Origin of the sequence: Escherichia sp. KS167_9B, from assembly GCF_030295215.1 — a bacterium.
GTDB lineage: Bacteria > Pseudomonadota > Gammaproteobacteria > Enterobacterales > Enterobacteriaceae > Escherichia > Escherichia coli_F.
In genome coordinates this window covers 1,350,336-1,374,934 of the sequence record NZ_AP025754.1, presented here as the reverse complement: position 1 = coordinate 1,374,934, position 24,599 = coordinate 1,350,336, and the positions used below count along the sequence as shown (strand labels likewise).

Below are 24,599 nucleotides of genomic sequence, written 5' to 3'. Positions count from 1 at the left end.
GACTACACCGAAATATTTTTTATATGCATTATTAGCAAGTTAGCACCATTTGTATGATTTTTTAAAATTGTGCAAGAAAAACCAAATGTACAACTTTTCTATCATTTCTAAACTTAATAAAACCTTAAGATTAACATTTTAATATAACGAGTTACATTTAGTTACATGTTTAACACTTGATTTAAGATTTGTAATGGCTAGATTGAAATCAGATGTAATCCATTAGTTTTATATTTTACCCATTTAGGGCTGATTTATTACTACACACAGCAGTGCAACATCTGTCAGTACTTCTGGTGCTTCTATTTTAGAGGCAGCTGTCAGGTGTGCGATCAATAAAAAAAGCGGGGTTTCATCATGTTTAATGAAGTCCATAGTATCCATGGTCATACATTATTGTTGATCACTAAACCTTCTTTGCAGGCGACAGCTCTCTTGCAGCACCTTAAACAATCGCTGGCAATTACAGGAAAATTACATAATATTCAACGTTCTCTGGACGATATATCTTCAGGCTCTATTATTCTTCTGGATATGATGGAAGCGGATAAAAAGCTTATCCATTATTGGCAGGATACTTTGAGCAGGAAAAACAACAATATCAAAATATTGTTGCTAAATACGCCTGAAGATTACCCGTACCGCGACATTGAAAACTGGCCTCATATCAACGGCGTTTTTTATGCCATGGAGGATCAAGAACGTGTTGTCAATGGGTTGCAAGGCGTCCTGCGCGGCGAATGCTACTTTACGCAAAAGCTTGCCAGTTACCTGATTACGCATTCAGGTAACTATCGTTATAACAGCACGGAATCAGCCCTCCTTACTCATCGGGAAAAAGAGATCCTGAATAAGCTGCGTATCGGCGCGTCTAATAACGAGATCGCTCGTTCGTTGTTCATCAGCGAAAATACGGTTAAAACGCATCTTTATAATCTTTTCAAGAAGATAGCCGTAAAAAACCGGACACAAGCGGTTTCCTGGGCAAACGATAACCTCAGGCGATAAAGCCATGAAACGTTATTTACGCTGGATTGTGGCGGCAGAATTCCTGTTCGCCGCAGGGAATCTTCACGCCGTTGAGGTAGAAGTCCCGGGCTTGTTAACTGACCATACTGTTTCATCAATTGGCCATGATTTTTACCGAGCCTTTAGTGATAAATGGGAAAGTGACTATACGGGTAACTTAACGATTAATGAAAGGCCCAGTGCACGATGGGGAAGTTGGATCACAATAACGGTCAATCAGGACGTTATTTTCCAGACTTTTTTATTCCCGTTGAAAAGAGACTTCGAAAAAACTGTCGTCTTTGCACTGATTCAAACTGAAGAAGCACTAAATCGTCGCCAGATAAATCAGGCGTTATTGAGTACGGGCGATTTGGCGCATGATGAATTCTAAATAAAAAATTGTTCGGAGGCTGCAATGCGTGTCAAACATGCAGTAGTTCTACTCATGCTTATTTCGCCTTTAAGTTGGGCTGGAACCATGACTTTCCAGTTCCGTAATCCAAACTTTGGTGGCAACCCAAATAATGGCGCTTTTTTATTAAATAGCGCCCAGGCACAGAACTCGTATAAAGATCCGAGCTATAACGATGACTTTGGTATTGAAACGCCATCAGCGTTAGATAACTTTACCCAGGCCATCCAGTCACAAATTTTAGGTGGGCTACTGTCGAATATTAATACCGGTAAACCGGGCCGCATGGTGACCAACGATTATATTGTCGATATCGCTAACCGCGATGGTCAATTGCAGTTGAATGTGACGGATCGCAAAACCGGACAAACCTCGACCATCCAGGTTTCGGGTTTACAAAATAACTCAACCGATTTTTAAGCCCCAGCTTCATAAGGAAAATAATCATGCAGCGCTTATTTCTTTTGGTTGCCGTCATGTTACTGAGCGGATGCTTAACCGCCCCGCCTAAAGAAGCCGCCAGACCGACATTAATGCCTCGTGCTCAGAGCTACAAAGATTTGACCCATCTGCCAGCGCCGACGGGTAAGATCTTTGTTTCGGTATACAACATTCAGGACGAAACCGGGCAATTTAAACCCTACCCGGCAAGTAACTTCTCCACTGCTGTTCCGCAAAGCGCCACGGCAATGCTGGTCACGGCATTAAAAGATTCTCGCTGGTTTATACCGCTGGAGCGCCAGGGCTTACAAAACCTGCTTAACGAGCGCAAGATTATTCGTGCGGCACAAGAAAACGGCACGGTTGCCATTAATAACCGAATCCCGCTGCAATCTTTAACGGCGGCAAATATCATGGTTGAAGGTTCGATTATCGGTTATGAAAGCAACGTTAAATCGGGCGGTGTTGGTGCAAGATATTTTGGGATCGGTGCCGACACGCAATACCAGCTCGATCAGATTGCCGTGAACCTGCGTGTCGTCAATGTGAGTACCGGTGAGATCCTCTCCTCGGTGAACACCAGTAAGACGATACTTTCCTATGAAGTTCAGGCGGGGGTCTTCCGCTTTATTGACTACCAGCGCTTACTGGAAGGGGAAGTAGGTTACACCTCGAACGAACCCGTTATGCTGTGCCTGATGTCGGCTATCGAAACAGGCGTCATTTTCCTGATTAATGATGGTATCGACCGCGGTCTTTGGGATTTGCAGAACAAAGCAGAACGGCAGAATGACATTCTGGTGAAATACCGCCATATGTCGGTTCCACCGGAATCCTGATAGATAAAAATGCCGGAATTATCATCCGGCATTTTACTGTTCAAGCGAAAGCGTGAGTGCCCCTCACGCTTTATTTTTGATTTGCTGCTCACGGTGAGCCGTCTTTGCACTACGCGCCGCCAGCCACAAGCCGCTGTTTTTCATTGCGTAACCAAATATCAACCCGAGCGCCAGCGAAGGTAACACCAGTTTCCAGTCACCCTGCCCGGCAAACGTCGCGCATGCGCCTATAAACGTCCCCGGAACAAATGAAAGCAGCAGCTGTTTCGCCTGAATACACATCAGAAACGCGACAATACCGGTTATGACATAACCGAGAATTTCCAGATGTGGTGCCAGTGCACTACCGTAAATAATGACCATCGCCCACACCACGCCACTAAGCAGGGTTGCAGCGGAGATCGCCAGCCCTTTCAGCCCACCTTGCGGGCAGGCAAAGTAGGCCGTACAGCCCAGGAAACCCGCCCAGCTTAGTAAGCCCAGGGAAACAGCCACCCATCCCCAGATACCGGAGAGAATGCCTGTTGTGATTGCAATAGAGAGAAGTATGTTCATGCCGCGCATGATAGCAGAAAACGCGGCCATGAATGAGATCGAGCACACATTTTATGCAACAACAAATTATCTGTTGCAGTTATGAGTGATGGAGATCACATTTACTCTTCAGAATCTTCTTCAAGCTCGTCCCACATTGCACTAATAGCATCGCGGGTTAGCGGTGCCATGGTGCGCCAGAAAGGCGTAGTTGCATGGGCCTCCACTTTGCCAAGGAACGCACCACACCAGGGTAACAGATACTCACTGAACAGTGTTTCCAGTGCTTCGCTCTCATCTTCCGTTGACTGATCTTCCAGCCAGGAAGCCGCGAGCAGCAATGTACCGATGTGATCGGCTGGCGTATCCGCTAATGGCATCCCTCGTTCGGAAAGAAAAGCGCGCACTTCCGCTTCCGTCGCGCCCTCAACCCATGCGCTACGATATGGCGGCACAGCACATTCATCGCCGATAAACAACGCATTGTAATCGGCAGAGACTTGCGCCATATCACAGCTTTTCTGTAAACGTGTCAGTAACTCATCCTGCTCCAGTGGCCAGTTCGCAGCCAGTTTCCCTTCACGAATCAGGGTAAACAGCGGCACCAGTAAAGGGTCTTGCGGTTGGCGGTAATAGAGCGAACCCAGCACACGACAGAGGATAGAAAACTCGTTCATTAATATATTTCCATTACTAGTAATTAAAGGTCTGCAAATTCCGCAATCGGTGCCATACCGCGAGATTCAAGGAAGTTCAGTAAGCGGCGTGGAGAAACATTCAAAATGCGCTCTGGCGGAAAATCTACCGCGTCGAGGATTTTAAGACACTCTTCAAATTCACCCATGGTAAACGCGGTGTGAGAATCCGAGCCTAATGCCACCCAACCTCCAGCGTCACGTACCGCTGCGGCTACCGCACGACAGTTGTCTTCACTGCCCTTACGTGAGTGTAAAAATGAGGAATTATTGATTTCCAGCGCCACCTGATGTTTCGCAGCTGCTTCAGCAACGGCTTTAACATCTATTTCATATTTCGGATTTCCGGGATGGCTTATTATATGCACATTGCCGCTGGCGATAGTGGCGATCATCGCTTGCGTATTGGTCGCTTTGTCATGCGGCGCAAACACCGGCTCATGAAAACCGGCAATAATCAGATCCAGCGAATCAAACATTTTGCCACTGCAGTCAATTTCACCGTCAACATTTTTAATGTTAGCTTCGATGCCGCGCAGGATCCCAACCCCATCAACCACTCGCGGCCAGATACGCATGTTAATGAAGTGCCAGTGATGCGGCGCATCTTCCATATCTGGGCCATGATCGGTGATCGCAAAAAGTTTAATGCCCTTTTGTTTGGCCTGGGCAATGTAATCACTCAATGTGCTATATGCATGCGTGCTGGCAACGGTATGCATATGAAGGTCGACGGGATACATAACTCTCTCCTGTATTCAATTCCCGCCAAGGATAGCAGGAAACCTGATGCTTTATTAGTAGCCGCGTGCGCGGTCGACTTGCCCGCAGACCCTCTCCCCTTTTTCGAGCTGGGCAATGGTGCGAGAAATGTACTCCACAGCTTCAGCGGGACGGGTAATCGCGGCGACATGTGGTGTTATCGCCACGCGTGGATGTTGCCAGAGCGGACTTTCCGGCGGTAAGGGTTCGCGATTAAAAACATCCAGCATTGCACCTTTAACTTTGCCGCTATCCAGCGCCGCGAGCAGGTCATCTTCCACGACATGAACACCACGCGCCAGGTTGAGGAGATACGCGCCATCCGGTAATTTTTCGATTAATTGTTGATTAATAATGCCGACGGTTTCAGGGGTATTCGGTAACAAATTAATCAATACCCGGCATTGGCTCAGAAATGCAGAAAGTTCTTCCCGTCCGGCAAAGCTTTGCACGCCAGGCCACGATTTACGGGTTCTACTCCAGCAACGCAGCGGGAAGCGCCAGGTTTGCAGACTCTGGGCAACTTTACCGCCCAGTACGCCTGCGCCCAAAATGCCGATGGTAAAATCTTCCCGATGATATTCAGGCAGCGGTTGCCAATGTGAATTATTTTGCTGGGTGCGATAATCGTCAAAACGTCGAAACCAATGCAGCACCTGACTAACGGCATATTCCTGCATTTGCTCGCCCATACCGGTATCTTCCAGGCGAAAAAGTGGAACAGAAGGTTTCAGCATATCAGGGTGAGCCTGTAACTTGCTCAAAATAGAATCAACACCCGCCCCGAGTGCAAACACCGCTTTAAGATCGCGCCCAGCCAGCATTTCAACAGGAGGATGCCAGACTAAAGCATAATCGGCTGATTCATTGTCTCCGCTTTTCCATGCTCTGACTCTTGCCTGAGGAATCGCTTTGCGCAGTGCCTCAATCCACCATTGGGTATCGAACGTTGGGTGATAAAAGATGATGTCCATACTGACTCCCGAAAAGCGTTGCGCGAAATTTATTCGCACTTATCGTTATGATCTACAAAGGCCACCAGCATAACAAATCCGTGGTCGGTGGCAAAAAAAGCAGATTTCGCTTATTAAAACTGCATATTGATTGAAGTTTGAATAAACGCGCGATTTTTTTAAAAAGTTTGTTGACCTCAGGTCATGATTTCCCTAAATTAGCGCCCGTTCCAGCAAGACAGGAACGACAATTTGGTGAGGTGTCCGAGTGGCTGAAGGAGCACGCCTGGAAAGTGTGTATACGGCAACGTATCGGGGGTTCGAATCCCCCCCTCACCGCCAGATTATAAGCGCATGTTATTGTTTAACATGCGCTTTTTTATTTTCCCTTCCAGACAGTATGCCATCGGGTATGCCATCTGAAACCGGTTTATATGCCCCGCGATCATATCTTATCGGACAATTTCCGATCTTTGAGCATACTGGCAAAGCTATACTGCCAGCATATCAGGATAGTGTTTTGCGATAATATCATTCAGTCTGTCAACCAGTTCTGGTTTTCTGAACGTGATATGCGCGGAGCCCTTCTTAAAGTATCTGATGCTGAACATCTCATCTTCATAGCTCTCTTTACCCTGAACAGACTGAATGTGATCATCCAGACGAAGGGTGATGTTTCCCCGGTTGTCGGGGATTGGTTTACCGCTGAACAGGTGCAACATTCTTTCCAGATCGGCGAGTCGGTCAGCCTGTTGTCCGGTGATAAGATGAAATCCCCACCGGTCCCATCTCACCAGATTGTTGACGATAATTTTACTGCCAAATTTACAGGGGCAATTGGTTTTGTAATTCCAGTTCAGCCCTCTGAAGACGTTGATCACCCCTCGCTCAAACACCTCATCCTTATTCTGGTGCAGTTGTTCAAATGTGCTCAGAATGTTCGCTTCGCTGATTTCCGGAAAATTATCGTACTCCAGTGACCGGTACCATGTATCACGGGCCTGCGTATCCATTAATGACAGCATCCCGGAACGTTGCATCAGGTCACGCCAGATTTCGCGATCAAGATTCCGGGTAATGGCTTTCATTGCTGTTTCGGGTTTCTCCATCAGCCAGCAGCCGCAGCGAAAATCCTGTTTCATGGCCCAGTCCGGGGCAGTTTTACCTCCGATGCTTTCCGTCAGCACCGAGATTTCAGCCAGTTGTCGGATAAGTGTGTCGATTTGCAACAGTGTACTCTTTCGTACAGCCAGAATGTGGCGAATGCTGGTTGAGCAGATAACGTCCGTATGCCCGTTGACCACTTCCGGACGGGAGATTGTGATATCTGACATAATCGATATTCCTTTTTGCAGATAAATGAAAACGCCAGCCCTGTGCAGGCTGGCGTCAGAGGAATGAAGTCTGGTGAGTGAGCTTCACCGGTTCTGGTGCAGAAGCTGCAGATGACGCAGGGTACGGACATCCTCCCGGGCCTGTTCGATACAGGGCAACAGTGCTGCTGAATCCGTTTTATCCTCATCGTTGTCAAAGATAATTCCCGATCCGCAGTCGATATTGTCCTGCAGCCACGCAATCAGAATATCCAGCGCTGTTTCCGTGGTTAATGATTTCATGTTGTTCCTGGTTACCAGTCGAAAGTGGGTAAACCCGGCAGGCATTCAGCGCTGGCATCCAGATGAATGAGACTGACGCCATAACGCCGGATGAGTGTGACGACCAGACGACGGAACGTTTTTGACAGCCCCAGGCGTTTAAGCCGCAGAACCGGGTATGACCACGCATCGGTACGTAACAGATATCCGCTACCTGTAAAATGAATCCATTCTGATTCACCGAAGTCACTGGTCTGGTGTGACAGCGAGTACAACCAGGCGTTGTCCGTTTCCGTGATATGTGCGGTACTGCAGCGTATGCCGGTAAGGGTAGCAAATGGTGGCGTGCATTCTGCTGAGGTCTGGTCAGATTCATCAACAACACGAAGGGAGTAGCCGTTATCGCAGACCATGTTAATCAGTTCAGCGAGCTCAATACCATCGACGTCAACGACAATGCGCCCCATGTTCAGTGCCTGTACGTTAACGCTGTCGGCTTCCAGTGTCAGGGCCAGTTTCATCATTTCGCCTCCGGATACTTACCCAGGGTAATGTTATTTACCGTTCTGTAATTGTCGCGGGTCATCAGGCCGGTCGCCCGGCGAGCCCGGAGGATATCAATACTGTTTATTAACTGAGAGCGGGGACAGGTGCTGAATCCCGGCTGGTCGGTACGCACCAGCGCGTATTTTTCCACGAGAAAATTAACTGCATCACACAGTGAAATGCCTGCCTCAATATGCTGCTCAATCACACGTTCATCGGCAAACGGTGTGTCATTCAGTGTGAGGCCATAATGCTGGTCCAGCAGTCGGATGAGCAGTGTCTGCCAGATGGTGACGGGAGACGGGCAGCGAGATACCTCCCGTACATGTGTGTCGGATAATGTTTTCATCTTAAGTTCTCTGTAACTGGTAGTGCTAAAGGTGAGAGCTTCGGGGTTATGAGGTGGTTGCGGGTGCTGGTGTCGGATAAACAGCCAGATAAACGTAACCACAGGAGCCGAGGGTGTCGGCTTCGCAGGTCAGCCCTTTTGCATTCAGCGTGACGGTATGCTGATATCGGGGATTCAGTTCACCGCTGGTGAGCATGAGTTCCAGTTGTTTCATCAGCAGCGGAAAGGCCTGGTCCAGATGGTATGCATCTGCGTCGCTGAAGCGGCCTCTGATACCGGCGCGGTCGGCAAGGTAATGCAGGCGGTTACCCTCTTGCACCAGACGAGCGCCAAAACAGGGCCTCACTGTGCAGGGAAGCCCCCACCAGGGGCGGTCGTGATTGTCATCGGGATGAGTTATCCCGGAGAGTTTGTCTGACACGATAAAATCCTCTCTGAAAAGTGGTTAAGAATGGTTTAACGATGACAGGTCAGCCGGCGCGCTGACCGGTTTCGGTGAAGATGTATGCATTGATGAGAATGGCCTCATCCACAGCGGCGTCTGAGGTCATCTGGTCGTACTCGTTTCCCGGGTGACGGAACATCAGTTCAGGGTGACACTCATCAGCCGGACATACGGGCCAAAACTGTCCTTACGGCGTTCTGCAAACACGGCAAGAACGCCGGGAATATCCTGCACTTCACGACCAGTATACGCTTCAGCACTGCCGTGCCAGCGATACTTACCGGTACAGAACGGAAAAAGACGGGATGCAGGATGCTGTTGGTGAATACGCATGGCTTCACCACGGGTGATGATTCTCATGATGTGATACCTCTGAAGACAGAAGATAAAAGTGAAAACAGGTGTGATGTGGTTGTGACGGGTTAAAGCAGACCATGTTCGGCAAAGGAGAAAACCTGGTTGCCACCGACTATCAGATGGTCCGGCACCCGGATATCCACCAGGCCCAGTGCCTGTACCAGACGTTCGGTGATAAGCCGGTCTGCCTTACTGGGTGTGACTTCACCGGACGGGTGATTGTGCGCCAGCACCACGGCAGCGGCATTGTGGTACAGGGCGCGTTTAATCACTTCCCGGGGATGAACTTCCGTACGGTTGATGGTGCCGGTGAAGAGGGTTTCACCGGCAATCAGCTGATTCTGGTTGTTCAGATACAGCACCCGGAACTCTTCCCGCTCCAGTCCCGCCATGTTCAGAATCAGCCATTCCCGTGCCGCACGGGTGGAGGTGAAGGCCACGCCGGGTTCATGAAGATGGCGGTCCAGGGTTTGCAGGGCCCGCAGAATGAGACTGCGCTCGCCGGGCGTCATCTCTCCGGGCAGAAAGGAAAGCTGCTGCATTGTCCCTGCCTCCATTCAGTCAATGATGCGCATAATGGCGCTGCATTCCGGATGCTGCAGGGCGTAATCCCGCAGCCGGTAATAGTGGACCGTCATGGCATAACACTCCGTACGACAGGCATGATGACTGTACGTCATCAGACAGGCAGCAATACCGGCGGCTTCCGGGCTCATTTCAGCGCGGTTGCCGTTCATGGCATTGAACAGTACCCATGTTTCGTCATCATCGTCATCCGGTTCGGGTGCCATAAATGCCCCGCCGTTGTTCAGGGTGTACAGATTCCAGATACCACCGCAGTAGTCTTCGCAAAGACGGTCCATCCAGCCGAAGACACGGGGCTCCAGGGTCACCCACTGTGGAATGAGGCCAAAATGCTGCGGCCAGAAGCTGATGCGCTGTTCATCAGGGACGGGAGTGGCAACCAGCTGAGGTGGGTTATTCCCTGATGCAGTGGTTACGGAAACAGAAGGTGTGGTGGAATTATGCGAAACGGTTGTCATGAGGTTATTCCTTATAAAAAGTAAATGAATGGAAGAAGCCCCGGGGCAGGAACAGATGTGAGTCAGGACTGCACTTTCAGTGAAACGGCATCAGCGCATGCTCTCCAGCAGCGTTTCTGCCATCACCCACAATGCGCGATTGAGCTTAATGTCGGTATCAATGCTGTGAATGGCCCGGGTATGGATACGTTTTCCTTTTGCACTGCGACCGGAAATCCCGCCTTTCAGCATATTCTCCTGGATGGTCTGATAAGCACTCCACAGGTCCTTACCGTAATCCTCCCGGCGTCGTGGTGTCAGAATGTCGGCGGTGGTGACGGGCTGATGTTCGTCACCATAACGGTAAGTCAGTGCCGCCTGTGCCAGCGCCTGGCGTGCCGGTGGCGGCAGGACCAGCGACTGCATGGCATCACGCTTCTCCTCTATCCGGTCAAAAACGCCCACCACCTCGTAAGCCCCTTCAATGACTCTGTCCACCACATTTCCCCGGTGTGGAACACGCAATTCTCCCAGAGACTGACCGCAGACCAGTCCATTGGTACAAATGGCACGAAAATATCCGGGTAACATCTGGTAGCTGGATGAACCGTCATGGGAGTTGAGCAGAATAATTTCAGGGACATGCTGACCGGTTATCTGTCCGGCCCGCCGCAGACGCAGCATGTGTTTTGTGTATTCCCGGCGGCTCTGGTCGCGCACGCGGGTCTGGCAGGCAAAGAACGGCTGAAAGCCTTCCTGCTGCAGATTTTCCAGGACGGTGATAGTGGGAATGTACGCATAGTGTTCACTGCGAGAGGTATGTCGGTTTTCCCCAAAAATACTCGGTACATGGCGCATCAGTTCTTCGTGTGTCAGCGGACGATCACGACGTATCTGGTTCGCATAACCAAAACGACTGGCTAATCTCATGATTTGCTCCTTATGAATGATTAAGCGATATAAATGAATAAATATCCTCCGGCATAGCCGGAGGTTTTTCAAATGCGCCTGTAAGGCTCTGTTACCAGCCGCGCCCTAACAGGCGCATACGATCTGACATTTGCATTCAACTTCGTTACTTACGGCCCGTAAACGGGCTGCCCGGATATGGAATCGATAACTGCTCCCCCATTTTATCCTCTTCAAGCTGGTGCTTTATGTAGTCCTGTATCTTCGCCGTGTTCTTACCCACCGTATCGACATAGTACCCTCGGCACCAGAACTCCCTGTTTCTGTATTTGAATTTCAAATCCCCAAACTGCTCGTAAAGCATCAGACTGCTTTTCCCTTTCAGATATCCCATAAAGCCGGATACGCTCATTTTGGGTGGGATTTCCACAAGCATATGGATATGATCTGCGCAGCACTCTGCTTCCAGAATCCGTACGCTTTTCCACTCACACAGCTTTCTCAAAATACTGCCTATCGCCCTACGCTTCTCTCCGTAAAACGCCAGTCTTCGGTATTTCGGCGCAAAAACTATGTGATATTTACAGTTCCAGCGGGTGTGCGCTAAGCTCTTTTCGTCCCCCATTGGGACCCCCTTTTGATTTCTTGTTTGACACTTGCAGTTGCCAGACCGCAAGGTGTTTTAACAAATCAAAAGGGGTTTTAATAACTGGCTCAAAGCTGAAAGCTTTCCGGAACCCCCAGCCTAGCTGGGGGTTTTCTGTGCACAAAAAGCCGCGTCTCCCGGAGAAGACGCGGCCTGATGGGTGAAATGAATGAGGTTTATTGTCTGAGAAGCCCTTCACTGGCGAACCACGTATTAAGCTGTATTCCGGCATCGCCAGTGCAACTGACCTTCAGCATTGCGGATAACCCGCCGGAAATATGTTCACTGGTTGTTTTTGTATCTTCCCCCAAAATTAAATAAATTCATCTTAACCATCACCCAGATAATATATATCTGAAAATATTTTCAATAACACCAGACAGGAAAAACACCACCACAGGCGGTGGCGTTTCTTTGGGGCGTCTTTATTTAATCCGGGCCATCGCGTTTCTCAGTGCCAAATCTGCCTCTTCCGTTATATCCAGGCTTTTCTGCAATACCGCCTCTGACCGGGTCAGTGCCTGACGTGCTGCCAGCGGTTTCCGGATATGCTCCATCGCCAGCATCGTGTCTTCATAGCCCTGCTGACGCCAGGCGTCGGTATGTGCCGATGTAAAACTGAGCAGACCGCCGCTGTTGCCACCATCACCTGCATATTTCAGCCTTTTCCGGGGACGGATCTCAAGGATTGTGGTGTCCGGAAAAGCCTGGCGATCCCATAAAGAACCGTCACTCAGATGCGTCACAATCACCATATTGCATCCGGCATCGACCAGAGGCGTCACAGGGGTATTTCCCTGCATATTTCGCCATCCTCCCATACCACCATCACCGAACATTGTCCCCTGAACCTCACGGGGACGGAACAGCAGGGGCAGCGCGGCTGACGCAAGCAGAGCCTCTTTCTGCTGTCCGCGGGGCAGGCTCTGGATATGCTGAAAAACGGCGTTTTTCGTGGTTCCGACACCCAGTTCAGCACGAATGCAGTCAATAATATCCTGCATGCCCCCTTCTGTGGGGTACAGCGACACATACAGCGGTAGCCCGTCTGCCAGAGCATCAGTATCAAGATAATGATCCATCAGCGCTGTCAGGGGCTCATCTGACAACAACGGCTGAGCCATCAGATTGTCAAACCCGTTGATTGTCGATATATGGCGAAGAAGCGTCGTAAGCAGTGCTCCTGCACGTCCGGGGATCTGGCAGAGGTTCATTGCCTGGAACAATTTTTTCAGCAATGAAAAGTAAACCAATCTGTTTACCGACAGCACCTGATTATTCCCCAGATGCTCCCAGAGCGCCTCCAGGCGTACGGCAGCTTCTGACAGATCGGGAGAGGCCGCGATAATGGCACCATTGAATGCGCCAATGCTGGTCCCTGAAACCATGCTGATCTGTGTACCACACTCTGCCAGTGCCTTAACCACTCCCGCCTGATAAGCGCCCACCGCCCCGCCACCGGACAGCACCAGCCCCGTTTTCATTTCTGTACTCATGCAGCCCCCTTCTGAAATATTTCATCGACCATACTTTCAGAGAGGCGTTCTGCAGAGCAGAGGCGAGGCATGCGAACCGGTAAGTGTTCTGCAGCCTGCGTGGTTGACCAGATCACCGGATGCTGCTCTTCACTGCACCAGTCTCCCAGCCAGTTAATCGCGTCATGCCACTCGTTATCTGCCTGCTCCCGGCCCTGACCACCAAGCCAGTCCAGAGTGTTCAGACGCACGGTTGCACTACCGCCACTCTCCTGTGCCATCTGCGTTAATGCTTTATGTCTGAGAATATCCAGTAGCTGGTTAACCTGGCCTGTTTCGCCCTGACGTATCACATCACCAAACGCGCCCCAGCGAAGCTCTTCAAGTGCCACATAACAACGTCCGGCAGGGGAAAATGACGCATATCGCCCGGCGCTCCACCATGAGAATATCTGCTCAAGATGTAACTGCGCCCGCTGAACCTGGTCAACACGGTGGAGTTTTTCTTCAAGATGATTCAGTTTATGGTGAACCTGATCGGCCAGGGTGAGTAACTGCTCCCGCGTATCTGCGGAATAATGCGCCAGCCTGGCTGTATCACTGACCAGTGAACTGACCCTGTCGTTTACCCGGGTAATCGCGTAGTTTGTGGTGGCAAGTGACGTTGTCATCTCCGTCAGCCAGCGCAGGGACGCCTCAACGCCCTGTGCAAGCGACGCATTGATGGCATTCTGCCGTGCAGCGCCTTCGCCGGTCAGCCCCTCTTTTAAACGCCGGAAGAACGTGCGCTCTCCGGCCGTGCGGATATGCTCCTGTGCAACATCGATTCCGTTTGCGAAATCAACCACAAATTTTTCAGGAAGACAGGTGAGTACCTGACATACCCGGTTATCAGCAATTTGTTGAATAAATGGTGAAGTCACAGCATTGTCTCCAGCTCTTCCCTCAGCGCCTTACTGTCAGTAATGAGCTCAGGAACCCTTTCATTTAATGCCTGAAGTCGCCCGGTAAGCCGTTCCTGCGCCTGCTGATCGCGTTTATGATCTTCAGAGCTCTGAATCAGCGTGTTACGCAGTTGTTCAACTTTCTCCCTGAATGCGCAGAAAAAGGCATCGATTTCCTGGCGGACGGGCTGGTTAATATCCTGCTCAATGGATGCCTGCAGCTCCCCGAAATATGCCCGGGTCAGTGACATAACTTCCTCTCTGGCCTTGTTGATATTGATCACGCTGCGACTCACATCCTCGTCATAGTTTTCCCAGCCCAGGTCACTGGTGCCAAACCATCGACAAACGGTTCCCCATACGCCACTCTGCCGACGGCGACGGGTGACGGTCTCCGTTCTTTCCTCCATAAGCGCACTCAGATTTATTTTTACCGCGAGCCGGGTCTGTAACTGGCTGACTGCCGGAAAACTGATTTTTACGGTAAAGCCCTCATCCTCCAGGCGGGCATTGATGCGACCGGCAATGTTTTCTGTGGCGTACAGGGCCGTGCCACGAAAACCTGTTTCAATCCCGCTGACGATTTTCTCCAGCTCAGGCCGGAACTGTGCTTCAGCCTCACGGTGCAGGCTGGTCACGGTCGATTCGATTTGCGTCATCAGTTCAAGGGCTGCCCTGCGATCACTGAATTTTATTTCGGGGCTGTCCGGATCAAAGTCCCGCATCCTGTCATGCTGATTTCCGGTTCCGAAAATATCGTGAAAGAAAGCGAATGCGTTTCTCTCCCGGGGCTGCGCTGAATTTTCTTCCTCCAGCATTTGCTGTTCTTTGCGTTTACCGCTTCTGAAATAGTCGTTCAGCTCCTCCTCCAGTGAGGCACAGACCTTCGTCAGTAATTCCCCGGTTTTGGTATTGATGTCCTCCATGGCCATTCTGACATCACCGGTCACCTGATTCTGACATTCCTCAATCTCCTGGATATCCGCCAGCAGGCTGGTAATATGCGCCTGTAGTGACTGAATGCTTTGCTGCAGCCCCTGATGACGTAATGACAGATATTCGCTGACATTTTCTGCATTCTGCATCAGTTTTGCGGCGGCAGAGTCAACCGCCAGTGCCGCCGCTCTGGAATGGGAGCTCTGTATGACTTCCGTTATCAGTTGATCGATCAGAGATATATTCCAGAGTTTTTCTGCCTTTTTATTTACCTTAGTGCTGTCTTTCCAGTCGTCCTCTTCCACCATAGGTCCGAAAGCTTCCCTGATAAAATCATCGACCCAGGCTTCATCAACCGGAAGCGCACCGTTTTTTCGTAACTCATGAAGCGCACGGTTAGCCAGGTACGCCTGACGTGATGAGCCGGGATAAACGCGGGAGGCGGGCAGCACATCGCTGTTCAGCATTGCTGGCACCTTCTGGCGTACGGCATCCGCACCATCACCATTGCGATCTTTTTCATCGAATTTATTGACCAGCACAAACAGACGACCGGCTGAGACGTCAGCAATGGCATTAAGCTCTTTACGAACCTCCTCATCGGCTTTCGAGTTCATCTGGGTGTAATCCATCACCGCCAGCACCGCAGAGGCTTTCTGTAGTTGATCCCGCATCATCATTTCCATCTGTGGTTGTCCGGCTTCATTAGGGCCGGGGGTATCCAGCAGTGTGAGTGTTCCCTGACATGCATCCATTCCCACCAGGTGGCTGAACGCCACGTCGATCACCGGTAGTTTCTGCACTTCTGCGTATTCGTCAAAAGGAAATTCAGTCCCCATTGCCGCAGCAAGACGAACCAGGTCATTTAACGATGCCAGTCCGGTAAAGATTTCGTCTTCCCCGTGGTATTCATTTTTAAGCCAGACATCATCCGCCAGAATATCCAGTAGTTCGCGGGTATCCCCGGTTTGCTGCAGGGACTGTGCGACTTGCTGCCCTGCCGGGGTGGCGAGTTTTTCCTGCAGTGTGATTAATAAATTGCGGACGGGCTGAATATGTTCCAGATGGAGGACCGGTTCCGTTTTTCCGGGAACGTGGCGGATCAATGTCGGTACCGAGGTCATGGGGCGGTTACGGTTGGGCAGAATTTCCTGCCCCACAATGGCGTTGATGGTGGTTGATTTGCCCGCCTTCATCGTGCCGACCACAGCCAGCACCATCTCCCTGCGGGCGGTTTTGATTTGTTCGCCCTCCAGCTCCTCAATTCTTTTCAGCGCTTTCCGTTTATCAAAAAGCAGCCCGTTTTCGTTCTTACTGTCAGATAACACATCCGGCTCATCAACCATTTGCCGGAGCAGATTGATATTCAGTTGCAAAAGCCGGTCGGCTTCATCACAAAGCAGGGCGATGTTCTTTTCGTGCATCATTCACCTTTATAAATTCAATAATTCAGAACTGCGGTGAACAGCAATGAGCGTCCTTTCCCATTACTGCATGAATTTTCCTGAAATCGTATTTCCGGGATACCGTATAATCAGAAAGTCATATTCAGCGTAGCCTGACCGTTATAGCCTTCAGCGCTGCTGCCGCTGACGCTGTGGGCATAACCGGCCTGAACGCCCAGGGTGATATTTTCCCGGATACGGGCTTCCAGTCCGGCCTGCAGGTCCAGTGACGTGCCATTCCGGGACGGTGAGAACGTCATGTTACTGCCGGCTGCGGCTGTCCCCATGCTCATGTCACCCCGGGAGCTGAAGGTGCGGATAACAGAAGGCTGTACCCACCAGTTCACCGGCAGTTCACTCACACTGTGTTTTGCACTGTCGCGCAGGGTGTCACGGGATGAGGTGCCTTCACCAAAGGTCATATCGTTGTGGCTGCCCAGACGGAAACCGGCACGCACATGTTGTGCACTGCCATGCCCGAACTTCACATAACCGGCGTTATCCTGGCCGTCATCCAGGGAGAGTCCCTGCCAGGTGTACTGCAGTTGTGGCTCCAGCATCAGATTGTCAGTGATACTGAAGGGCAGACCGGTTTCCAGTGAGCCCAGCCAGCCCCAGCCCCGGGCGCGGAAGTCGTTATTGTCCGATGACGCTTTCATGCTGTGACGGGTTCCCTGGGCCACAATGTCAGCCCACAGGCCGGAGGATGTGTGTACCAGATTCAGGTATCCGCCCAGACTGCCGGCATCATCCCGGACCGTGCCGGCGCGGGAACCGTCATCATCCTTAACATCAACGGAAGAATGGCCTGCAGCACCATACACCCCTGTCGTCAGAGACATACCGGCAACCTCTGTTCTGAGCAGGTCACCCTCCAGACGGACGAAGCCATAGCTGCCGCTGCTTTCCGGCGTGGCTCCACGGGCAATACCGCCGTTGTTATCGTGACCGAGATGACCGCCCTGAATGCTGAGACGGACGCTGTTATTTTCACCGTTTACACCGGTCTGATGGCTGCGGGAGCCTGCCAGAATCCGGTCATAGTCCATTGCCTGTGTCAACATGGATGTATACAGGGGGACTTCAGCACGATAAGCATTTTCACTGCGCAGGTACCAGTCTTCATCGCTGTCACGGTTCAGGGTGTAGTTAAAGGCGCCGGCCTGAAGCGGGCGACTCAGGGCAAACGCACCTTCTTCTGTGGTGGCGCCATTCTGTGCATCCACAACCCGGATACCCTGTCCGGTGGTTGCCACCCCGAGGTTGCTGTTTCCGACATTTGTAAACGCAAGCCAGGTTTTGCCGGTTGCCTGACCACCATTAATCACCAGCTGGTCAGAGGCATTGCTGCCATCAAGGCGAACACGCATATTGATGGTGCCGCCCTGGCCGGTGAGGTTCGTGGTGGTCAGTTTATGGAACGTTACCGGGGAGTTACTTTTTGCAACAGCACGGCTCAGCGCGGCATTCGGTGTCGTCTGATTATCAAAGCGAATCTCCCCTGCGTTAACAATATCGCCGGTACTGACCACATCACCATTCAGTACCATACTGGCGCCTTTACTGAGCTGTGTTCTGCCACTCAGACTTCCCCCGGCAGCCAGCGTCAGTGTTCCACGATGTCCGACAGTGGTGTTGCCAGCCTGTCCCCCGGCATTAACCGTAAAGCTGCCGCCATTTTCCAGCAGCAGGCCGCTGGCCTGACCGGATGTGCCATCAATACTGAACTTACCGCTGGCATTGGTCCCCTCAACAGTGGCACCACTGTCTGCAATCAGGGCACCACCGGATGTTATGGTGACACTTGTCGCCTTACCGCCGGCAGACACTGCCAGGGTACCGCCGTCATCCACTAGGGTATTCTGTGCTGAATGGCTCTCCAGTACATCCAGACGACCGCCGGATTCCAGAACAACACCGTCAGCCTTACCGTTTTCCACCGTGAAATTCCCCAGACGGTTTGTGCCGATGACAGTTGCAGCAGTACTGGTAACCAGTGCACCGCCCGTGTTCTGGGTGACTGCAGTGGCTTCCCCGCCGGCATGTACCCTCAGTTCACCGTTCTGATTTATGGTGGTGTTACCGGCAGCGCCACCTGCCTTAACAACCTGCCAGCCCCCCTCGTTAATTACCGTGTTCAGCGCAAGTCCGTCCCTGTGCACATACTGGTAACCGCCATTCAGTGTGGTATTCAGGGCCCTTCCGTGTACCGACTGGTCACCACCTGCGTAAATGAGAGTGTCACGGGCTAGCCCGGAAAATAAGATAATCTGCCGTCCATTTTTGTTGATGGTGGTGGATTCTGCTGTTCCCTGGACCTTCTGACCCGTATACGAGTTGTCAGAATCAGGGCCGCCTTCTGCGCCGGTGTTGATGATGGTTCCTGTTGCCAGCCCGCCACTTTTAACGCTCTGGTAACCGTCGCGGTTGATAATTGTACCGGTGGCAACCCCGCCCTCATGCACCCACTGCTCGCCTCTGTTATTCAGTGTGGTGTTCACCGCCAGTCCGTTCAGGCTCTGTCCCCCGCCGTCACGAATAACCGTATCACTGGCTGTTCCCCCCTCCAGCACGACCTGACGACCATTTGTGGTGACAGTGGTGTTTCCGGCTATCCCGCCATTCTGTATCCATTGCCCACCGGTGTTTTCTTCACTGTCCGGCCCCAGTTCCAGCCCGGTACTGATGGTCATTCCGTTGGCCGTACCGAAGACAATCTGGTTGTCATGATTTGTCAGTGTTCCATCGTTCACGGTTTCTCCCGCCTGTACAACCTTGTCAGCAGCCAGTGCCGGGACTGATGTGACAGCAGCAAGAGACAGCGCAACCGCCACACCGGCGCGTTTTCCCCGTGAGCGGGCCAGTTCGGAGGCCACCACCAGGGTGCCCGTAATGTGATTCCATACCAGCCTGTAGCTGGTGTTCAGATGTCGTTTCATCAGCTTTTCCTTACAGAGGGTGAATAAAAAAGCCGGTACCCACAAAAGTGGATACCGGCAGGTACAAAACAGAGTTATCGGGCACAGCGATACGTCCCGGGCGTAAACGCTCTCCCCCTTCATCAGACAGAGAAGTATCAGTCTGTTGTGTGCAATTCCGTTCTGCATGATGAAGAGATTCAGCTGCCTTTTCGCAGGCCATTAACCACTATAAACGATCGATATAAACGATCGATACCTGTTTTATCGATCGTTTTATTCTATTAACAGTAGAGCAGTCACGCAAGAGAAACAGGAGGGGCATGAGGTGTTTGTATCATGTTTTCAGTTGGTTAACGCAATGTAATCAGACATTTCCCCTGGCAGACTGTTCAGAAGAAAATCCAGTTCCATACCGCGCGGGCAACAGAGACCACCGTGTCACGGACGGCACGCAGAACTGTGCGTGCAACAGAGGCAACACAGACGCTCTCCACCGTGTCAAATATCCGGTCCACCGCACCGGTAAACTGTTCACGGGCCTGCCCCCGGACAGATTCCGTGCACAGCTCGTCCTGCAGGCGGGTCATCAGGGGACTGGCGGCATGGTCGGGAAGCGCTGTCATGAGCGCACTGACCAGCGTATCCAGTTCCCAGCCGGTGCGGGCCGATACGGCAACAACCGGATGTACGGGCCGGAACAGCCGGAATACCGCATCTGTTTTTTCGCGAATGTTCTGTTCCTGTGCGGGAGAAGGCTGAATACCTGCCATATCCCATTCATGGCAGGGCTCTGTTTTGTCGGCCTGCGTCACCACAAACAGCACCTGCTGATGTCCCCGGTGCAGTATGTGTCGCCAGAAATACTCATCCACAGACAGGGCACGGTCATCGGCTTTAATCAGCCACAGTACCAAGTCCAGTTCAGGCAGAATGTCACGGTACAGGGCTTCATACTCTGCATCCCTGTCCCGGCTCTCGCCCACCCCGGGCAGGTCAGTGATAACCATGCTGTGACCATGGCCACTCAGACGGAAGCGCCGCACTTCCCGGGTGCCGGCGTGAACATCACTGACCGGGGTGACCTCCCCCTGAAACAGTGCATTACAGAGTGAGGATTTACCGGCCCCGCTTTTACCCATAATGCCAATCACGGGTTCGTGACTGGTGAGTTTGCGCAGATGTTCCAGGATGTGACGGGAAAGCGAGTAAGGCAGGGAGGAGAGCGGTTTTTCAATTGCCTCAATGGCATCAGACGGATTCATACATGTATTCCCGGTGAAAAAAGACAAAACCCCGCGCACCGGAAAGGTGGCGGGGGATTCACAACGATAATATCTGTCTGAAATTATTTAGGATGCAGGTATCTTCTGATAATCATACATCCCGAATTTTGTTCTTAATAGTTGAGTAGTGGTATTTGGTTTCCCTGAGAGAATATAAAGGTGAATCATGCTGCATTGAGTTTGATTCAATTTGTACTGAGACAAGTATCTTCATGATTATAATCAAAAGTTGGGTGGATTGGTCTGGCGCTCATCATTTTTTCGAATAAACTCACTAATTATTGCCCCCCCCAAAGGAGATGATTTCATGTATAATTGTGGTGAATCATATTCAGAATACGACATATCATTATCTGACGATGAAAACTATGACGATGACTATTATCGTGAACGCCCGTGTCCGGGAGAAGTTTTCGGCTATGATAATACTGAGGATAATGATGAGGCGGCATCTGATTATGCATTAAAAATAAATGAAAACTCTGATTAATACGGGGGTAGCTGATAATAAGACAATCAATGACAGATATTAATGAATAAACATAATCAGGCGCTCAATACTTGGTTTAATCTGGGCGCCTGATTAAAATCTGAGGAAACATATAATAATTTTCATCAAAATAGTATTTATGTACTAACTAAGCTGGATTTGAACCTCTATTTCTGGGTATTTGTTATCACTTAATCCATTACTGCTCCTCCTTCAGCATATGTCGTATCCGTTGAAGGATTTACGCATATCGGTAACGTCGGCAACGAGCCAGATGCGGGTACCTGACGGGAGTGAGATCATCGTCCCCTCCCGGTCAGTTCACGGATCAACAGCGTGAGCAGCTCTGGCGATGGATTTTCCAGCGTCATGTTACCGTGACGGAACTCCACCTTGCAGGAGCCGGCACTGACACTGGTCTGAGTGGAAGTGGATAAAGACGGCGCAATGGCCGCCACCGGTTCTTTCTGCTCATCCGGCGTTATTTCTACAGGTAATAATTCAACGCCAGTGTCAGAAGAGGTCGTTACCTGAAGACGCCGTGATATACGCCCTTCGTTCTGCCAGAGCCTGAGCCATTTGAACAGGAGGTTATCATTGATATCGTGTTCCCGGGCAATACGGGCAACAGAGGCTCCTGGTTGTGATGCCAGTTCCACCATACGAAGTTTGAATTCATTCGAATAGTTTTTACGAGGTTCTTTTCGCCAGTCCTGTAATTCCATACTTAGATGTCCGTCTATATCAGATGGGCGTCTAAGTTACCAATTTTCGTCTGATGGCTACATACGGCGGTCAGTTTACGCTTACTGACAACTCGATGGCGGAGAGCATCAATGGTCTTTACAAAGCGGAGGTAATACACCGTAAGAGCTGGAAAAACCGTGCAGAAGTGGAACTGGCCACACTCACGTGGGTGGACTGGTATAACAATCGACGATTGCTGGGAAGGCTGGGTCATATCCCTCCGGCAGAAGCAGAAAAAGCTTATTATGCTTCCATCAGAAACGATGATCTGGCAGCCTGAGTTCACAGATAAAACACTCTCCAGGAAAACCGGGGCGGTTCAATAAGTCCCCCTTCATAAGGCATATCATCAATACCGGTGAAGGAAAAGAAAGCATCAGATGGCCTGATAGTCTGCGTCAGTCAATGACATCAGTGCTTTATCCGGAACAATGTATCCATGTTGGCGACAGAGAAAGCCATTGCCATGAACAGTTTTGTTTATCCCCGGAAAGTCATTTCTGTTACAAATTTATATTGACAAACTTGCTTTCGATGAGAAACATACTATTTCAATGAAATGCAGAATGAGGCAAAATTTCGTTATGTTTTTTAATTCCCGAAAGAATAAATGTGGCTTATTACAAAATCCTGTTAATGTTAACTGATATTTTATAATGCATATTCAGACATATAATTAAATAAGAGGTATTTATGGCTAATACGACCACTGGTGTTACCAGAATTATTAAAGCAGCGGGTTATTCATGGAAAGGCTTATGTGCGGCATGGCGCTATGAAGCAGCCTTTCGTCAGGAGTGCATTCTGGTTCTGTCAGCACTGATAATATCCTTTTGGCTGGATGTTGACTCTGTTACTCGAGTATTACTCATTGGTTCGGCAATGATGGTAATTATTGTTGAAATAATTAACAGTGCAATTGAAGCAGTTGTTGACAGAATTGGTTCAGAACATCACGAATTATCAGGCAGAGCAAAAGATATGGGTTCAGCCGCAGTGTTGATTACGATTTTAGTTGCTATCATTATATGGGGAGTTTTATTACTTTCATAACGCCCAACATCTAAATTATTCACAGTTACCTGGTTAATATTTACTTAAGGATAAGAGGTATTCACCTCTTATCCTCAGAAAAATGTCAGTATCTATCTGCAGGAGGATATAATATCATCTTCTTTATTATAAACTGAAGTATTTACATTCCATAACCCCAGTAACGATGAAAATATATTATCATGACTTACTGTTCTGTTTAGAGCATGTTCTGACAAACAATTCAAATCAATTTTTTTAGAGGAAACGAACCCCGGAGACATCCAGGTAATAAGAGGCACATGCGTTTGCTCAGCTGGAGCAACATTATATGGTGTTCCATGTAAGTATAATCCATTTTCTCCCAGAGATTCTCCATGGTCAGAGACATATAATAAAACAGTATCATACTCATCTTTATATTCGATAAGCTTGTCAATTAATTTTGATATTATATAATCAGTATAGCGAATTGTATTATCATAGGTATTAATCAATTGCTCATGCGTACAATTTTCGATATCACTACGATCACATGTTGGTTTAAAATATTTATGTGACTCAGGATAACGGAGATAGTAGGTAGGACCATGACTACCCATCAAATGAAATACGATAAGTTTATCCTCTGAGTTATTATTTATATACTCATCAATATTTTTTAGCATAACCTCATCATAACATGAGTTTTTCTTGCATAATGTATTATCTGAATTTGATGGCTCAATATTAATTGTAGGGATTCGCTTACATACACCTTTACATCCCCCGTCATTTTCAATCCAGAGTAAATTTACCCCCGTTCTGTACAGAATATCCAGTACATTTTCCGAATTTACCGCTTTGCGGGAATTGAACTCTTTTCGCTTCATATCTGAAAACATGCATGGAACAGATATGGCTGTGGATGTGCCACACGACTGCACATTATGAAAGGATATAAGTTCATTATATTTCTTTGTAAAATCATTGGTACCACGAGAATATCCATTCAGAGCATAGTTTTGACTTCTTGCTGTCTCCCCGACAACTAAAAACATAATTACCGGCTTTTGTTTTTCATTTATTGTGCGGGATGCATCCGTTCCAGTCTGACGAAACTCGCCAGGAGAAACAAAAAAATCCCTTACATATTTAAACCCACTATAGATATAATTAGTAGGTATTATTTCTTTATTTAATGAAGAGTTGTTTCTGCCAACTGATGCATAATCCTTATAAAAGAAAAACGCAATCGCAAATATAATCAAGAGAGATGCAAACATTGATATTAAACGATATGTAATACCCTTTATCCATGTCTCAGGATAACGGATATTTACTAACAACAATAGTCCACATGGAAGTATACCCGTAAATAAAAACCACAGTACAACAGACATATTGAAATATGATGTCATTTCACCTGCATTTGTTTCAAAAATATTCTGCATCATTGTTTTATCAAACTGCACACCATATTTCATGGTGGCATATGTAACAATGGAACTACAGATAAACAGAATACAAAAAAAAGGTTTAAATATATACCTGAATGAGAACGGTGTAAAAACAAAATTTAATGCAGATATCAGAAAGACTGGAAGAGATATAATAAATCCAAGTTTCACACCATCAAGGTTATTAATAATATTAAACAGATGCATCCAGACAGGGATATTGAACAATGTGGCAAAAACAACATCTATCATTAACATCAAGAAAAGAAAATTAATACTGATTTTTTTAATCATCTTACCCCCATTAATTAGAGCCTATAATTGTCCGTATCTAAAAGTGATATATTTTTATAAAACCTGGTAAAGTGAAT

At 49.2% G+C, this 24,599-nt stretch carries 27 protein-coding genes, 1 tRNA gene and 2 pseudogenes; 8 read left to right on the top strand and 22 right to left on the bottom strand.

Features of this window, described 5'->3' with window-relative positions; genetic code table 11:
* Positions 1-357: 357 nt before the first annotated feature.
* Genes csgD through csgG form a run of 4 tightly spaced genes read left to right on the top strand, consistent with a single transcriptional unit; the run spans position 358 to position 2,703 of the window.
* Complete coding sequence (csgD, locus tag QUE34_RS06825; RefSeq protein ID WP_000481500.1) at positions 358-1,008, top strand: biofilm master transcriptional regulator CsgD; 651 nt, start codon at positions 358-360, stop codon at positions 1,006-1,008.
* 4 nt (positions 1,009-1,012) lie between these two features.
* On the top strand, positions 1,013-1,402 hold the full coding sequence (csgE, locus tag QUE34_RS06820) for a curli production assembly/transport protein CsgE (protein ID WP_000833288.1): 390 nt from the start codon (positions 1,013-1,015) through the stop codon (positions 1,400-1,402).
* Between the two features lie 24 nt (positions 1,403-1,426).
* Positions 1,427-1,843 carry a curli production assembly/transport protein CsgF gene (csgF, locus tag QUE34_RS06815; RefSeq protein WP_001264088.1) on the top strand — a complete coding sequence of 139 codons (417 nt, stop codon included), beginning with the start codon at positions 1,427-1,429 and terminating at the stop codon, positions 1,841-1,843.
* 26 nt (positions 1,844-1,869) lie between these two features.
* Positions 1,870-2,703: a curli production assembly/transport protein CsgG gene (csgG, locus tag QUE34_RS06810; protein WP_001189321.1), complete on the top strand. Its 834-nt coding sequence runs from the start codon at positions 1,870-1,872 to the stop codon at positions 2,701-2,703.
* 63 nt (positions 2,704-2,766) lie between these two features.
* On the opposite strand, the gene QUE34_RS06805 is transcribed toward csgG, so the two are convergent.
* The 4 genes from QUE34_RS06805 to ghrA all read right to left on the bottom strand — a co-directional run bounded on the left by QUE34_RS06805 (position 2,767) and on the right by ghrA (position 5,668).
* On the bottom strand, positions 2,767-3,258 hold the full coding sequence (locus QUE34_RS06805; protein WP_032144287.1) for a DUF1097 domain-containing protein: 492 nt from the start codon (positions 3,256-3,258) through the stop codon (positions 2,767-2,769).
* A 101-nt stretch (positions 3,259-3,359) separates the two neighbouring features.
* Positions 3,360-3,914: a molecular chaperone YcdY gene (gene ycdY, locus QUE34_RS06800; RefSeq protein ID WP_001001909.1), complete on the bottom strand. Its 555-nt coding sequence runs from the start codon at positions 3,912-3,914 to the stop codon at positions 3,360-3,362.
* Positions 3,915-3,937: 23 nt separating this feature from the next.
* A complete protein-coding gene (ycdX, locus tag QUE34_RS06795; protein WP_000283664.1) occupies positions 3,938-4,675 on the bottom strand; it encodes a zinc-binding phosphatase in 738 nt (245 codons plus the stop codon).
* Positions 4,676-4,729: 54 nt separating this feature from the next.
* Positions 4,730-5,668, bottom strand: coding sequence for a glyoxylate/hydroxypyruvate reductase GhrA (ghrA, locus tag QUE34_RS06790; protein WP_032302840.1), 939 nt, complete (start codon positions 5,666-5,668; stop codon positions 4,730-4,732).
* A gap of 233 nt (positions 5,669-5,901) precedes the next feature.
* Here ghrA and QUE34_RS06785 point away from each other — a divergent pair.
* Positions 5,902-5,989, top strand: a tRNA-Ser gene (locus QUE34_RS06785).
* A 149-nt stretch (positions 5,990-6,138) separates the two neighbouring features.
* Here QUE34_RS06785 and QUE34_RS06780 read toward each other — a convergent pair.
* The 15 genes from QUE34_RS06780 to QUE34_RS06710 all read right to left on the bottom strand — a co-directional run bounded on the left by QUE34_RS06780 (position 6,139) and on the right by QUE34_RS06710 (position 20,499).
* A complete protein-coding gene (locus tag QUE34_RS06780) occupies positions 6,139-6,981 on the bottom strand; it encodes a DUF4942 domain-containing protein (RefSeq protein WP_001280481.1) in 843 nt (280 codons plus the stop codon).
* 84 nt (positions 6,982-7,065) lie between these two features.
* On the bottom strand, positions 7,066-7,263 hold the full coding sequence (locus QUE34_RS06775; protein WP_000839282.1) for a DUF957 domain-containing protein: 198 nt from the start codon (positions 7,261-7,263) through the stop codon (positions 7,066-7,068).
* Positions 7,264-7,274: 11 nt separating this feature from the next.
* A complete protein-coding gene (locus tag QUE34_RS06770) occupies positions 7,275-7,766 on the bottom strand; it encodes a DUF5983 family protein (RefSeq protein ID WP_000976857.1) in 492 nt (163 codons plus the stop codon).
* A complete protein-coding gene (locus QUE34_RS06765) occupies positions 7,763-8,137 on the bottom strand; it encodes a TA system toxin CbtA family protein (protein ID WP_000854914.1) in 375 nt (124 codons plus the stop codon). Before QUE34_RS06765 ends, QUE34_RS06770 begins: the two co-directional genes overlap by 4 nt.
* A 46-nt stretch (positions 8,138-8,183) precedes the next feature.
* Positions 8,184-8,558: a type IV toxin-antitoxin system YeeU family antitoxin gene (locus tag QUE34_RS06760; RefSeq protein ID WP_001280954.1), complete on the bottom strand. Its 375-nt coding sequence runs from the start codon at positions 8,556-8,558 to the stop codon at positions 8,184-8,186.
* Positions 8,559-8,720: 162 nt separating this feature from the next.
* The gene (locus QUE34_RS06755) at positions 8,721-8,942 is read right to left on the bottom strand and encodes a DUF987 domain-containing protein (protein WP_001220314.1); all 222 of its coding nucleotides are present in this window, start codon (positions 8,940-8,942) and stop codon (positions 8,721-8,723) included.
* 62 nt (positions 8,943-9,004) lie between these two features.
* On the bottom strand, positions 9,005-9,481 hold the full coding sequence (locus QUE34_RS06750) for a JAB domain-containing protein (protein WP_001186738.1): 477 nt from the start codon (positions 9,479-9,481) through the stop codon (positions 9,005-9,007).
* Between the two features lie 15 nt (positions 9,482-9,496).
* Positions 9,497-9,982 (bottom strand): antirestriction protein, encoded by a 486-nt coding sequence (locus tag QUE34_RS06745; protein ID WP_000214398.1) that lies wholly within the window; start codon positions 9,980-9,982, stop codon positions 9,497-9,499.
* A 90-nt stretch (positions 9,983-10,072) separates the two neighbouring features.
* Complete coding sequence (locus QUE34_RS06740; RefSeq protein ID WP_001234682.1) at positions 10,073-10,891, bottom strand: DUF932 domain-containing protein; 819 nt, start codon at positions 10,889-10,891, stop codon at positions 10,073-10,075.
* Between the two features lie 145 nt (positions 10,892-11,036).
* Positions 11,037-11,495 (bottom strand): IS200/IS605 family transposase, encoded by a 459-nt coding sequence (tnpA, locus tag QUE34_RS06735; protein ID WP_000502112.1) that lies wholly within the window; start codon positions 11,493-11,495, stop codon positions 11,037-11,039.
* 446 nt (positions 11,496-11,941) lie between these two features.
* On the bottom strand, positions 11,942-13,012 hold the full coding sequence (locus QUE34_RS06730) for a patatin-like phospholipase family protein (protein ID WP_000102669.1): 1,071 nt from the start codon (positions 13,010-13,012) through the stop codon (positions 11,942-11,944).
* Positions 13,009-13,914, bottom strand: a complete 906-nt coding sequence (locus QUE34_RS06725) for a diguanylate cyclase regulator RdcB family protein (protein WP_000203541.1) — start codon at positions 13,912-13,914, stop codon at positions 13,009-13,011. The genes QUE34_RS06730 and QUE34_RS06725 overlap by 4 nt, the downstream gene beginning before the upstream one ends.
* On the bottom strand, positions 13,911-16,295 hold the full coding sequence (locus QUE34_RS06720; RefSeq protein WP_000544679.1) for a dynamin family protein: 2,385 nt from the start codon (positions 16,293-16,295) through the stop codon (positions 13,911-13,913). The genes QUE34_RS06725 and QUE34_RS06720 overlap by 4 nt, the downstream gene beginning before the upstream one ends.
* A gap of 110 nt (positions 16,296-16,405) precedes the next feature.
* Positions 16,406-19,255, bottom strand: a complete 2,850-nt coding sequence (cah, locus tag QUE34_RS06715) for a calcium-binding autotransporter Cah (protein WP_000820483.1) — start codon at positions 19,253-19,255, stop codon at positions 16,406-16,408.
* Positions 19,256-19,626: 371 nt separating this feature from the next.
* Positions 19,627-20,499 carry a GTPase family protein gene (locus QUE34_RS06710; RefSeq protein ID WP_001069768.1) on the bottom strand — a complete coding sequence of 291 codons (873 nt, stop codon included), beginning with the start codon at positions 20,497-20,499 and terminating at the stop codon, positions 19,627-19,629.
* 328 nt (positions 20,500-20,827) lie between these two features.
* Here QUE34_RS06710 and QUE34_RS06705 point away from each other — a divergent pair, with 328 nt between their 5' ends.
* Positions 20,828-21,010, top strand: coding sequence for a hypothetical protein (locus tag QUE34_RS06705; RefSeq protein WP_000282125.1), 183 nt, complete (start codon positions 20,828-20,830; stop codon positions 21,008-21,010).
* A 228-nt stretch (positions 21,011-21,238) separates the two neighbouring features.
* Here the strand turns inward: QUE34_RS06705 and QUE34_RS06700 are convergent.
* Both QUE34_RS06700 and tnpA (QUE34_RS06695) read right to left on the bottom strand, forming a co-directional pair.
* Positions 21,239-21,313: pseudogene (locus QUE34_RS06700) on the bottom strand (IS66 family insertion sequence element accessory protein TnpB); the annotation flags it as partial.
* Positions 21,310-21,735: an IS66-like element accessory protein TnpA gene (gene tnpA / locus QUE34_RS06695; protein WP_000422760.1), complete on the bottom strand. Its 426-nt coding sequence runs from the start codon at positions 21,733-21,735 to the stop codon at positions 21,310-21,312. The gene tnpA (QUE34_RS06695) and the pseudogene QUE34_RS06700, both read right to left, overlap by 4 nt.
* Before the next feature lie 86 nt (positions 21,736-21,821).
* Between tnpA (QUE34_RS06695) and QUE34_RS06690 the strand changes: the two are divergent.
* Positions 21,822-22,037: pseudogene (locus QUE34_RS06690) on the top strand (integrase core domain-containing protein); the annotation flags it as partial.
* Positions 22,038-22,450: 413 nt separating this feature from the next.
* On the top strand, positions 22,451-22,810 hold the full coding sequence (locus QUE34_RS06685; RefSeq protein WP_000024297.1) for a diacylglycerol kinase: 360 nt from the start codon (positions 22,451-22,453) through the stop codon (positions 22,808-22,810).
* Between the two features lie 92 nt (positions 22,811-22,902).
* Here QUE34_RS06685 and QUE34_RS06680 read toward each other — a convergent pair whose 3' ends face one another.
* The gene (locus QUE34_RS06680) at positions 22,903-24,522 is read right to left on the bottom strand and encodes a phosphoethanolamine transferase (RefSeq protein WP_000591997.1); all 1,620 of its coding nucleotides are present in this window, start codon (positions 24,520-24,522) and stop codon (positions 22,903-22,905) included.
* Between the last annotated feature and the right edge of the window lie 77 nt (positions 24,523-24,599).